The 12,356-nt window shown below is 59.0% G+C and carries 9 protein-coding genes; 2 read left to right on the forward strand and 7 right to left on the reverse strand.

Going from position 1 to position 12,356, the window contains the following annotated elements:
• Positions 1-161: 161 nt before the first annotated feature.
• Positions 162-1,739, forward strand: a complete 1,578-nt coding sequence (gene murJ / locus M3O22_05815; GenBank protein ID MDP9196267.1) for a murein biosynthesis integral membrane protein MurJ — start codon at positions 162-164, stop codon at positions 1,737-1,739.
• Here the strand turns inward: murJ and M3O22_05820 are convergent.
• The 4 genes from M3O22_05820 to M3O22_05835 form a co-directional block, all read right to left on the reverse strand.
• Complete coding sequence (locus M3O22_05820) at positions 1,736-3,109, reverse strand: PleD family two-component system response regulator (protein ID MDP9196268.1); 1,374 nt, start codon at positions 3,107-3,109, stop codon at positions 1,736-1,738. The two genes, murJ and M3O22_05820, sit on opposite strands and share 4 nt — an antisense overlap.
• Before the next feature lie 86 nt (positions 3,110-3,195).
• On the reverse strand, positions 3,196-5,046 hold the full coding sequence (locus M3O22_05825) for a hypothetical protein (GenBank protein ID MDP9196269.1): 1,851 nt from the start codon (positions 5,044-5,046) through the stop codon (positions 3,196-3,198).
• An 8-nt stretch (positions 5,047-5,054) separates the two neighbouring features.
• Positions 5,055-6,569 carry a hypothetical protein gene (locus M3O22_05830; protein ID MDP9196270.1) on the reverse strand — a complete coding sequence of 505 codons (1,515 nt, stop codon included), beginning with the start codon at positions 6,567-6,569 and terminating at the stop codon, positions 5,055-5,057.
• A gap of 74 nt (positions 6,570-6,643) precedes the next feature.
• Entirely contained in the window at positions 6,644-7,957 is a 1,314-nt protein-coding gene (locus M3O22_05835; GenBank protein ID MDP9196271.1) for a hemolysin family protein, read from the reverse strand.
• Between the two features lie 168 nt (positions 7,958-8,125).
• Here M3O22_05835 and hemB point away from each other — a divergent pair, with 168 nt between their 5' ends.
• Positions 8,126-9,124, forward strand: a complete 999-nt coding sequence (gene hemB / locus M3O22_05840) for a porphobilinogen synthase (GenBank protein MDP9196272.1) — start codon at positions 8,126-8,128, stop codon at positions 9,122-9,124.
• A 3-nt stretch (positions 9,125-9,127) separates the two neighbouring features.
• Here the strand turns inward: hemB and M3O22_05845 are convergent, their stop codons facing one another.
• The 3 genes from M3O22_05845 to M3O22_05855 all read right to left on the reverse strand — a co-directional run.
• Positions 9,128-10,090: a hypothetical protein gene (locus M3O22_05845; GenBank protein MDP9196273.1), complete on the reverse strand. Its 963-nt coding sequence runs from the start codon at positions 10,088-10,090 to the stop codon at positions 9,128-9,130.
• Between the two features lie 1,297 nt (positions 10,091-11,387).
• Complete coding sequence (locus M3O22_05850) at positions 11,388-11,510, reverse strand: entericidin A/B family lipoprotein (protein ID MDP9196274.1); 123 nt, start codon at positions 11,508-11,510, stop codon at positions 11,388-11,390.
• Positions 11,511-11,576: 66 nt separating this feature from the next.
• The coding region (locus tag M3O22_05855; GenBank protein ID MDP9196275.1) for an EAL domain-containing protein at positions 11,577-12,356 on the reverse strand (780 nt) is incomplete at its 5' end.

The following is a 12,356-nucleotide window of genomic DNA, read 5'->3' on the forward strand; positions in this document are numbered from 1 at the left end:
GCTGTGCTGGAGGTGCTGGTGGAGCACAGGGCGCTTGTCGAGCTGCACTGGGCGGATCCGGTTCCTGCGCCGGCGCAGAAAGCAGCTGTGCCCTGAGGGGTTGCGCCCGGGGGACAACAGGGAGTACACCTCATCTGGTCTGAACAGACCGGATTGTTCCCGTGAATCTTGCCCGTGCCATAGCCACCGTTGGTGGTCTGACCATGTTCAGCCGGATTGCGGGTTTCATCCGTGATATCTTGGCGGCGGCTGTTCTGGGAGCCGGGCCCGTCAATGACGCCTTTGTAGTGGCCCTGAAACTGCCCAATCTTTTTCGCCGCCTGTTTGCCGAAGGCGCCTTTCATGTCTCGTTCGTGCCCATGTTCGCGGGCATCGTCCAGGCCGAGGGGCAAAACGAGGGTCTGCGCTTTGCAGAGCAGGCCATGGCGGCCCTCCTGCTGGTTCTCGTGCCTCTCACCCTGCTGGCCGAACTGGCCATGCCGTGGATTATTCCGGTCATCGCCCCGGGCTTCGGGGATGACCCGGTGCGCCTGCAGATGGCGGTGGACCTGAGCCGTATTACCTTTCCCTATCTGGCCCTGATTTCCCTTGTGGCCCTGACGGGAGGCATGCTGAACGCCCTGGGACGTTTTGGCCCGTTTGCCGAGGGGCCGATCCTGTTCAACGCCTGCCTGATCCTGTCCCTGGTTCTCGCCTGGGCCCTGCCGCACCATGTCAGCGCTGCCCCTGCCATGGCCTGGGCAGTCACCATTTCCGGCATCCTGCAGCTTTTGTGGATGGTACGGGCCCTGCGCCAGGAAAAGGTCTCCCTGCGTCTGGTCAGGCCACAGATGACAGAGCGGGTCAAACGCCTGCTGGCGCTGATGGGACCCGGCGCCCTGGGGGCGGGAGCGCTGCAGGTCAATGTGGTGGTGGATATCCTGTTCGCCTCGTTCCTGCCGGCGGGAGCCATTTCCTGGCTCTATTACGCAGACCGCCTGAACCAGCTGCCGCTGGGGGTCATCGGCGTGGCCATCGGCACCACCCTGCTGCCCATGCTCAGCCGCCAGGTCAAGGCCGGCCAGATCCGGGAGGTCGGGGAATCCCTCAACCGGGCCATGGAGTTTGCGCTGCTTCTGACCTTTCCTGCGGCTGTGGCCCTGTGTGTGGCGGCTCATCCCCTGGTGACGGCCCTGTTCCAGCGCGGCGGTTTTGGCCCTGCCGACAGCGCGGCCACAGCCATGGCCCTGGCGGCCTATGCAGCCGGCATTCCGGCCTGGGTTCTGGTCAAGATCTTCGCCACCGGCTTTTTTGCCCGTGAGGATACATCCTCTCCTGTCAGGATGGCAGTCATCTCCGCAGTGTTTAACACCCTGCTTGCCGCCACCCTGGTCTGGCCCCTGCAGCATACGGGTCTGGCCTTGGCCACGGCCTGCAGCGGATGGCTCCAGGCAGGGCTTCTGGCCCGGGAACTGCATAAAAAGGAATATCTGGTCCTGGACAGCCGCCTGCGCCACCGGGGTCCGCGTATCATTGCTGCCGGCTTGCTGGCAGGCCTGGTCCTGTGGCTTCTGTCACAGGTTCTTGCACCCTGGTTTGGAGGAACCCTGTGGGTCAGGATTCTGGCCCTGGGCGGTCTGGTCGGTGGCGGGGCATGCACCTATTTTGGTGCGGCCCAGGTTCTGGGGGCCTTTCGCCTGCAGGACATCCGGTCCCTGATGAAAAACCGTCAGGAAACGTCCGCCCCCCCGGCTGTCTAGGGTCCTGCCACCTGCACCCTGTTCCTGCCGGCATTCTTGGCGGCATACATGGCGTCGTCAGCCCTTTTTATAATGGATTCAGCAGTATCATCCTGTTCCTTTCCGGTCACGCCGATGCTGATGGTCACAGCAACCTCGCTCCCCGCCCCCTGGATCCGGAAAGGTGTTTCCGCCACAAGCCGGCGCAGGCGCTCGGCCACGGCTGTGGCGTCTTCCAGTCCCGTATCCAGCATGACCACAAGGAATTCCTCGCCCCCGATCCGGGCGGCCAGGTCAAAGCTGCGCAGGTTGCTGTTGATCCGGCGTCCCAGCTCCTGGAGGACGCGGTCACCCACAGGATGGCCCAGGCTGTCGTTGACCTTCTTGAAATGGTCCACGTCGATCATCATGACCGTCAAGGGTTTCTGCTTTTCCCGGGCCTGTTCCATCAGGCGGGGCAGATGGACGTTCACATACCGCCGGTTAAAGGTTTCCGTCAGGGGATCGATCAGGGCCAGTGACAGGCTGCGTTCATAGTTCAGACGCAGCCGGTCCTGGTAACGGCGGCGGCGGACCTGGGTCCGTACCCGGGCCAGAAGCTCGTTCCGGTCCACGGGGCGGATCAGATAGTCGTTGATCCCGATCTCCAGGGCGCGGGTGATGCGGTCCGTCTCATCCTCGTTCACCACCAGAAGGATGGGGGTATGCCGGGTCCTGTCATCCGAGCGCACGGCCGAGCAGAACCGCAGGCTCTCGTCCCCGCTTCCGGCCAGGTCGCAGATGACCAGGTCATAGTTCTCGTACTGGAAACTGTCGCCGGCGTCACAGGTATGGTTGTAGACCAGAACCCTGTGCTGGTCTGTCTGCAGGATTTCCTGCATTTTTCCCGCATCCACAGGCCGGTCGCAGATCAGCATGACGCGGGCCTCCCGGGGATTGTCATCCTGATACGTTCCGCCCCCTTCGGCCAGGCCGAAGTGTTCGGACGTGCTTTCCCGCATGCGCCATTCATCCATCATCATTTTCAGACGCACGAGCGAACGGATCCGGGCGAACAGGGCGCTGTCGCGGACAGGCTTGGTCAGGAAGTCGTCTGCTCCTGCCTCCAGACCTTTTACCCGGTCAGCAATATCCGACAGGGCCGTGACCATGATGACGGGAATATGGGCGGTGAAGGGATTGGCCCGGATCCGGCGGCAGACCTCAAAACCATCCATGCCGGGCATCATGACGTCCAGCAGGACAATGTCCGGCTTTTCCTTTTCAATTTTGTCCAGCGCTTCCTGCCCGCCGGAAGCCGGGATGACCTCGAAATACTCCGCGGCCAGCTTGGCAGACAGCAGCTTGACGTTCAGCAGGATATCATCAACAACAAGGACACGCGCCGACATGCCAACCTCTGTAACACCATGAACAGGTGCCTCTCATCTCCTGATAGCACAGAAAAAGCTTATTAAAGGTTAAGGTGGTCCGGACCCTACGGTTTGAATTTCCCCACAATTTGTTTTACCCACTGTGCAACTTGGTCTGTGAGGCCGGGGTGTCCCTTGCGAAATTCGTCCCGGGCCGCCGGTTCCAGCGTTTGCGCGGCTTCTTCTGCCCTGTCGGCGAGCCGGCCGGCGCTGTGCACGGACAGGAACGGGGTGATATTTCTCCCGTTGTCCGGCCCTGTTTCCAGATCCCGGACAAGAGCACGGGATCCTGACGCAATATCGGCCAGCATCCGGGCCATGGCCTTCTGCCCTTCTTCTGTCGGGAGAGGTTTCTCCCCGGCCACGTTGACGATATATACAGCCGCCGCCAGCCGGGCCATGGGAGAAAGACCCGGATCGCTGATGGCAAAAGAGGATTCAGGAACCTGGCCTGTATACAGCCTGTCACACCATTTCCAGGCCTTGGCGCGGGCATACTCTGTAGGGCTGAAATCCTTCAGGATCCCGGGATCTGTTTCCAGGAAACAGGCGAGCAGGGGTTTTTCCAGCGTCACCTGCCCTGCGGAGACAGGCATGGCAGCGTGGATCCTCTTCTCCGCCAGCAGGTCCAGCAATCCATTTATGGCTTGGCGGGCGGCTCCTGCGGAAAGGATCTGGATGTCACTGGCTGCCCTGTCGCACAGCTCAAAAAGGGCAGATCTGTATCTGTCAGATCTCCAGGAAAAATCCAGAACAGTCCCGACTGTTTTCGCATAAAGCGGATCAGCCAGCCAGTGACCCCGGATTTCTTTCATGAAGTCCAGGCTTGCCGGGCCGGACAAAAGCTCATGCCGGCCCGTCAGTCTCTGCTGACCCAGCCATGTGTCCAGGGCTGTTACGGCATGAAGATAGTATCCACCGGCATCAATCGCCCGGAAAAACTGTCCCAGGGTGGCGGACATTTCAGCTGCAGTCTCTGGCATCATGGTGACGTTCCAGAAAAATCTTCCGGTACGGGCCTGCGCGGCTGTGGACGGATCATAGTCAGGCAGGCTGAATTTCATGCCCAGGATATCGCACAGGGCCTTGACCAGGGACGGAATGACGACCCTGCAGAAGTACTGCCCGTTCTGTTTGCTGGATTCACTGATGCAGGACCCCAGTATGTCAAGGGACGATGTGGTCGCATGCAGGCTCCATGCGCACTCGGGGCTGACCGGAAACTGCTTTTTTGCAGCCTCCATTTCCGCCTTTTCACTTTCAGAAACAAATTCCTTCACAAAGTGGCACCCCAGGTTTGACAGGGCTGCCCACAGCTCGATCCTGGTGCGGGGAAAGCGCTCCCACTCCATGGCGCCCTGGATCAGGATCTCCACGACCCGGGTCTGGATTTCCCGGGGTCTCATGGCGCCTTCTCCCATGGGCTGACCCGTTCTTTCTTCCCACAGGGCGGCAACAGCAGGCCCGATCTGCTCCAGAAAAGCGGCAAGGTCTCCCTCAAAGGACAGAAACGCCCGGTTCTGGATGTTATGGATGAATTCATGACAGACAGTCAGCAGCAGCTCCGGATGGGCATGCCCCTTTTCCGAAGCTAGGAGAAGGGGGCTGAGGTGCATCCCCCTGTCACTCCATCCCGGATGCACTCTCCCGTATTGGCTGATCATGGAATATTCGGGAAATTTCGCAGGCTTTTCCGGTGGCGCATTGCTCATCAGGGCCTGCGACATCCATCCCCGGCCATCGGACGCGGGCTCAAATTCTTCATCCAGTGTGCCAAAGCGGATCTCTCCGGCCGGAGCCACAGTCTCATCCCGTTCAGGAAACAGCAGCTCAAACAGCCGGGAGTATGTGGTGACGCCACCTGTAACCAGTGTTTCCAGAGCCCGTACAACTTCCCCATATCTGCTTTCAGGCATGATGTTGTCTATCCCGGCAAGGGAGCACGGTGTGGCGCCGCAACGGTTTCTGCCGCTTCGGAACTGTTCTGGTCCAAGGCGCTGCGCACAAGGATACGGAATTCATTTGCCGCCTCATACTGCTCTGGTTCCCAGGATCTCAAGGGTTCAGACCAGGATTCAGGAAAGCAGGCCGCCAGGGGTTTTTGTAGCATTGCAGTGCCGACAGTCACCGGGACAGCAACATCCATCATCCCGCTTGCCGAAAGCATGAGCAGGAAGTTGTCCCGTGCAATCCGGACCTGGTCCGGGGGAAGCGCATCAATGTCCCGGACCATCCTTTCACAGAACCTGACAAGGGCGGGAGTGAAATCATCAGCCTTGCGGCAAATATCCAGAACCCCGCGGATAATTCCCGCATAGCGATTTTCCTGAAAGCTGGTGGCCTGGATATCGTCCAGGAAGCCCAGATGGCCTGATCCCTCCAGGGCAGGGGCTGTCTGGACAACCAGCCAGTTCCCGAATTTTTCAAGGACTGGCCCCCTGTCATCGGGAGGCGCCATCCTGACAGCCTGGAAGAACTGTGTCAGTCTGGCAGACAGCTCTGCCGGGGTTCCGGGTACTTTCCGGAACAGCTTGCCAATACGGACTTCCTGCAGAAGGCCCGGATCATAGTCCGGCAGGTCGAACCCTGTTCCGATGATATCGTAAACTGCCTTGACCAGGGAGGGCAGAACCATCATGACAAAGAGCCCTGTATTTTCAGGACCCGAAGACGGGTCGAGAAGAAAAATATCATCAATCGTTTTATTGATTCCGGAGGCTTCACATTCCAGAATTTTCCGGCATCCCTCGCTGACTGCGAAAGTCTCACTGGCCTTTATGCATTCTTCCGCCTCGTCTGCTGAGATACCCAGAAAGACTTTGGACACGCCCATGGCCACAAGGGCACCCAGAAGTTCTGTCCGGTTGCGCGGAATATCGCTCCATTCTGTTGCCCCCTGGATGATCATTGACAGAAGCTGTGACATGGTTTCCCGGGGATGGAATATGTACTCGACCACCGGATTCTCTCCCTCGCTTTTCGGGAGGAATTTTCTGTAAAAAGCTGCTTTTTGCCGCCCCAGAAATTCCGCTGCTTTGCCCTGGAACGTCAGAAGGAGCCGGTGCTGGATAATGTGAATGAATTCATGGGAAATTGTGACAAGAGCCCTTGTATTTTCCGGATGGAGAATATCATCGACAAGATACATGGATTTGTCGTCAGCAGCGGTAACGAAGCCTTTTATGCACTCCGAAACAGACCTTTCGATCCCCTGTGGTGCTCTGTCCGAGATCACCAGGGGCTGTGAGAACCAGCTGCCGCCCGGGGGCGGGGCAACCTGTTTCTCCAGCGTTCCAAAACGGACTTCGCCCACAGGAGCAATATCCGGATTCCATTTGTTCCTGAAGAACAGGATGAACAGCTGGGCATAAGTGGCACTGCCACTTCTGACCAGCACCCTCAGCGACTGCACGGTCTGTTCGTATCTGTTTTCAGCCATGGTTCGTCCCGGTCTTCCGAAAGGTCTTCAGGACAGATTTTGGCCGGGGAAAGGTTAACGGAGGGTTACCGTCCTCAGGATTTCTGAACTTCCGGTTGCGATCCGCCAGCCGGGCGGGAGACAAGCACCTTGTCGATGCGGCGGCCGTCCATGTCCACAATCTCGAAGGTCAGGCCAAACCAGGAAAAAGTCTCGCCCGTTTCCGGCACATGGCCCAGCTGTGCCATGACAAAGCCGGCCATGGTGTGGAAATCCTGTTCCCCTTCCTGCATGCCTGCAATGCCCAGGACACCCTCGATCTCCTCGACGGAGGCTGATCCCTCCACCAGCCACGAACCGTCATTGCGCCGGACAACAGCGGGTTTTTCCGCCTCTCCCGGCTCGGGCATGCTGCCGGCGATGGTTTCCAGAATATCAGTGACAGTGACGAGGCCTTCCAGACCACCGTACTCGTCCACAACAACAGCCATTTCCTGGTGTGAGTCCCGGAACAGTTCCAGCAGCTTCAGGATCGGGGTGCCTTCGTGGACGATCAGGGGTTTTTCCAGCGCCGCGCGGATATCCAGCGTTTCTCCCCGCAATTTCTGGACCAGAAGGTCCTTGGCATGGACCACGCCCAGCACATTGTCGATGTCATCCTGGCTGACCAGAAAGCGGGAATGGTCCGTGGACACCAGATCCTCGAAGATGTCCTTGCGGGGCTCGTTGATATCCACCCACACAATGTCCGGGCGGGGCGTCATGATGGAGCGGACGGTCCGGTCCGCAAGGCGCAGGACACCCTCAATCATCTCCCGTTCGGCCTGGGCAAAGACGCCCAGCTGGGTGCCTTCCTCGATCATGGCCTTCACCTCGTCTTCCGTGACAGCAGGCGCAGTCCGGCCATAAAGACGCAGCAGGCGCAGCACGGCATCCGACAGCTTGCCCAGAATCCATACAACAGGGGCGGACAGTCGGGAAAGGGCCAGCATCAGGGGCGATACGGCGGAAGCGATAGCTTCAGGATTCAGAAGGGCGATGCGCTTGGGAACCAGTTCCCCCAAGATCAGGGACACCAGGGTGAGGGCCAGAACCACAATGCCCAGGGCTGCGGTGTAGGCATAGGGCGCAATCCAGGAAACCTGCTCCAGGTGCGGTGCCAGTTTTTCAGCAACACTCGCCCCCCCGTAGGCGCCGGCCATGATGCCTGTGAGGGTAATGCCCACCTGGACGGTGGACAGGAAGGTGGAGGGATTCTGGCTCAGCTGGACAGCGGTTTTTGCGCCCCTGACCTTTTTCCCTGCCAGCTGCCGCAGCCGGGGACGCCGGGACGACACCAAAGCCATTTCAGACAGGGCAAAAAAGCCGTTCAGGGCGACCAGCACCAGAATAACAAGAATTTCCCACATGTCTCCGTCCGGAATCAGGAATGGCCGCGGATTGTAGAGGCATCCGCCCTCCCTGCGAAGGGGGTAATTGAGAGACGTGCCGGACAGGTCCTATATCGAAAGGCAGATAGACATGACCAAAAGCCCAGGGCACCATTTTCCTTTTGTAATGAACCATGGATCTGCCCCATGAATCCTGCTTCCTCTGGCCTTTTTCCCGTCCGCCGCATGCGCCGCCTCCGGCAGACGGATCCCCTGCGGGCCCTGGTGCGGGAAACGCGTCTGACCGCCGATGACCTGATTTACCCCCTGTTCATGGAAGAAGGTCTGGCGGAGCGCACGCCTGTTGCTTCCATGCCCGGGATTTTCCGCGAGACAGAAACCAGTTTGCTAACAGCTGTAAAGAATGCACAGGCTGCCGGCATCCGGGCTGTCATGCTGTTCGGCGTCTCGCGGAAAAAGGACGTCACAGGCAGCGATTCTTTCAGAAAGGGCGGTATCCTGGACCGTATGGTCAGAAGCGTGAAGGGCGCTTGTCCTGACATAACCGTGATCGTGGACTGCTGCTTCTGCGAGTATACGGACCACGGTCACTGCGGCGTCCTGACGCCGGAAGGACACGTGGACAATGACCTCACCCTGGAGAATCTTTGCAGGCAGGCCCTGGTGGCAGCAGAGGCGGGGGCAGACATGATCGCCCCTTCGGGCATGATGGATGGCACTGTAGCCGTCCTGCGCCGGGTCCTGGACCAGGAAGGATTCTCCCACCTGCCTGTCATGTCCTATTCCACCAAATTTGCCTCGGCTTTCTATGGCCCGTTCCGCGAAGCCGCCGGGTGCAGCCTGGGCAAGGGCAACCGCAGAACCTACCAGATGGACCCTGCCAACGGGCGCGAGGCCATCCGGGAATCCCTGCTGGACGAGGCGGAAGGCGCAGATATCCTGATGGTCAAGCCCGGCATGGTCTATCTGGACGTTCTGGCCCGGCTGCGCGACAGGACGGACCTTCCGCTGGCGGTCTATCAGGTCAGCGGCGAATACGCCATGATCCGCTTTGCCGCGCAGGCCGGTGCCATCAGCGAGAAGGATATCATCATGGAATCCCTGCTGGCCTTTAAACGGGCTGGTGCCGACCTGATCCTGACCTATTTCGCACCGGAAGCCGCGCGGTACCTGCGCGAGGGCTGACGCTCAGGGCACAGCTGCTTTCTGCGCCGGCGCAGGAACCGGATCCGCCCAGTGCAGCTCGACAAGCGCCCTGTGCTCCACCAGCACCTCCAGCACAGCCCGCAGGCGCCCTGGACCACCATCCCCGGCAGCAGCAATACGCTCCCGCGCCTTCTTCAGGCCAGTAGCAGAAGGCTCGACGCGCAGGCCATCCTCACCCGCTCTCCACAGACGCTCCAGACACCACACCGCCAGATCAGGAGCCTCCAGCCCCGCCAGCTCATCATTCGGGGCCGCCAGGAACACAGCACTGCTCCGCTCCTGCTTCTGCCTTTCCGTAACAGGCACGCCTCCAGCCAGACCAGGCTCCGCCAGAAACATCAGGTCCGGCCATTTCTTCCGGTCCTTTTCTGCCTTTGCCAGCTCCCTCTGCTCCCACACATCGCGCAGGGATTCCAGCTGTTGGCGCAGCGCCTCCTGGCCGGTCCAGCCGGCCTCATCCACACCCAGAATGCTGTACAGCGCGGCGGTCAGGGCAGTGATGCGCGCGGTGGCTGTTCCGGTGTCAAGGTCCCGGAACCCGGCATTCTTCAGCGTCACACCAGTTATCGGGCCGGGGGCTGGAGCTGCGTGGACAACGGGAGCGGGCGTGGCGGGGGCTGTGGGACCGGAGAGGGTCTGGAGTCCCTGTCTTGAGTGTTTTTTCAGGAAAGCATGCCACTGTCGCAGGTCCGCAAGTGCTGCATCACGTGCAGCCTTCAGGGCGCGACGTTCTTCGCGGCGAACCACTTCAGGACGGGGGGTGGATTTATCGGGGGTGGAGGGGGTCGATCCGGAACTGGCCAGACTTTTGGAAACATGCGATGGCAGAGAGGCGAAAGCCGTTTCCCAGGCACGCTGCAGATCATCAAGGGCAGAGTGTTCTTCGGAAGTAAAGGGCTCTGCCATGTCCCAGTCGGACTGGTTTCTGGCCCATCGGGAGCACATCCGGAACATCCGGAAAGACTCTCTGATAGCCCAGAAAAAATCCGGGGATGGAAGGCGTTCTCCTGAAAAAGATTTCTGGAAAATCTGGTACTGGGCTGGCCTGAACATCCATGTGCCTTCCCTGAACACAAGAAACCCGTCCAGAGAATTGTGATTCAGCCGGGACAGCCCTCCGTCTGCTGAAACAAGAATATGATTTCCAACCCTCTCTGGCCGACCCTGCTTTCTCAGATGATTCACCAGATCATCGCGAAATTTTCCCGGGATTACCGACGGCTTCGTCTGACTGATCATATCCCTGATAAGCCCGATGGCATCTTCCCTGATACACAACCAGCTGATCAGGATACACAGAGAGGGAACTTCATGGGACCTGATATCCATTACCTGCAGTACCTTCCCGAAGGCACGTCCAAAACCTGGAAATCCGGAAAGATGTCCGGGAATTGCCGCTGCGCCCTCATCCCACGAATTTTCCAGGTCTTTCATAAGCTGCCGAACCTTCGGCGGGAACGGATCCTCTGTCCCCCAGGTACTGGCAGGTGCTGCAGGACTTCGACCCAGCAGGGAATCCAGAATTCCCTGTTTCGGATAACTACCCATCCATTTCCGGATCATGAAAATCATATCAAGAGTATCTTTCAGGAATCCGAAAAGATTCCATGATGGAAGAAAATTTCCTGAAACCAGTGTTTCCATGGCACTCTGGTGACCTGCTCTTGATATTGCCATGGCTTTTTCAAACACGTTCTGCAGGTCATTCATGAATCCAGGAGACCCAGGAATTTTTCCTGTCCGCAGAATCGCATGCCGGAAGGCTTCCTCTGGCCACAGGGGCTGCTTTTCTCCTGAAAGATCCGCAATATACACACGGACACCGCGTAAAAAATCGTAGTCACGGTTTGCTGATGCCCCGGCTTTGCGTTCTTCCGCAGCGATTACGTTCGAGGCCTCTTCAAGCGTTAGACCTTCCGGGGTCATGCCCTTCATGATCCGTATGAGCCCAGTCCTTGTTGTTATGCCTGAAGCAACAGATATAAAAAAATCCATGAACCCCATAGGAGACATCCCCGCCTTCTGGATATCCCTGATGATATAAAGCAGGCTCTGGCCAAACACCTGGAAAGGCGATCCGGCTTCTGTACGCAGACCTGCAATAACAGAATTATCAGGATTGTTCAGACTCACAGCATCACCGCCCGCAAAATCATGACAGGATCAGAAAATCCGATCCTGCCCGGCGGTTTTAGTTGCGGCAAGCGGAAGAAAAAGACAGGGCTGGAGCCCTGCCTCTGCCTCAGTCAGTGGATTTCTGGATTTCCTCGCCGGTTTTTTCCACGTCGCGGCCAAAGCCTTCCATGGTGTTGCAGGCGGCCAGGGACAGAACAAGGGCCAGAGCCAGAACTGCTGTGCGGATCATTGTACTCTCCTCTCAGGTAGTGACTGTTGATAAACGGCAGAAACAGGGAAAAGGTTCAGAAAAATCTCAGCCGGAACCGGTGGAATCCGACAGCCAGGGCCTGTCGGTGCCAGGTTTCCCGAAGTAGTATCCCTGCAGCAGCTGGACCCCGGCCTGTTTCAGGATCCTGGCATCATCCGCGGATTCCACGCATTCCGCCACCGTGGCCATGCCGAGGTTCGTGCCAAGATCCGTCAGGTTCCGGACAAACAGCCTGTTTTCGGCATTGGTGGCCAGGTCACGGATATAGGACCCGTCGATCTTGATGAAATCTGCCGGCAGGTTGCGCAGATGCTGGAACGTCGTATAGCCGGCCCCGAAATCATCAATGGCAACCCGGATGCCCATCCTGCGCACCGCCCGGACAAAGTCTGCCATGGCGGCCACGTCGGTCACGGCGGCTGTTTCCGTGATCTCGATGATCAGGCGCGGGGCAATGGACGGATTCTTCTGCACCAGCGCGGTCAGGGCTTTCAGCCACCCACGGTCCAGGGCCGTATAGCCCGATATGTTCATGGCGAGGATAATGGAAGAATGATCCAGAAGCTCCTGGACAACCGTTTCCAGCACATGGCGGTCAATCAGCCGCGCCAGACCCAGCCTTTCAACCACGGGGATAAACGCGGCAGCCGGCACAATGGTCCCGTCGCCGCGCACCAGCCGCAGCAGGCATTCATAGAACTCCACATCGCCTTTTGCCGCATTCACAACAGGCTGCCACGCCATGACCAGGCGGCGGGCGTGCAGGGCTGCCTTGACCTCCTCCGCCATGGCCAGATCACGCCTGTGGCCCTCTCTCTCATCCGC

The sequence above is a fragment of the Pseudomonadota bacterium genome, from assembly GCA_030775045.1.
In the GTDB taxonomy this organism is placed as follows: Bacteria; Pseudomonadota; Alphaproteobacteria; order JALYJY01; family JALYJY01; genus JALYJY01.

Excerpts from the sequence above, each read along its gene's own strand:
- M3O22_05830 (MDP9196270.1), bottom strand. The coding sequence starts at position 6,569 with ATGGCTGAAAACAGATACGAACAGACCGTGCAGTCGCTGAGGGTGCTG.
- M3O22_05835 (MDP9196271.1), bottom strand. The coding sequence starts at position 7,957 with ATGTGGGAAATTCTTGTTATTCTGGTGCTGGTCGCCCTGAACGGCTTT.
- M3O22_05850 (MDP9196274.1), bottom strand. The coding sequence starts at position 11,510 with ATGATCCGCACAGCAGTTCTGGCTCTGGCCCTTGTTCTGTCCCTGGCC.
- hemB (MDP9196272.1), top strand. The coding sequence starts at position 8,126 with ATGAATCCTGCTTCCTCTGGCCTTTTTCCCGTCCGCCGCATGCGCCGC.
- M3O22_05845 (MDP9196273.1), bottom strand. The coding sequence starts at position 10,090 with ATGTGCTCCCGATGGGCCAGAAACCAGTCCGACTGGGACATGGCAGAG.
- M3O22_05825 (MDP9196269.1), bottom strand. The coding sequence starts at position 5,046 with ATGCCTGAAAGCAGATATGGGGAAGTTGTACGGGCTCTGGAAACACTG.
- M3O22_05820 (MDP9196268.1), bottom strand. The coding sequence starts at position 3,109 with ATGTCGGCGCGTGTCCTTGTTGTTGATGATATCCTGCTGAACGTCAAG.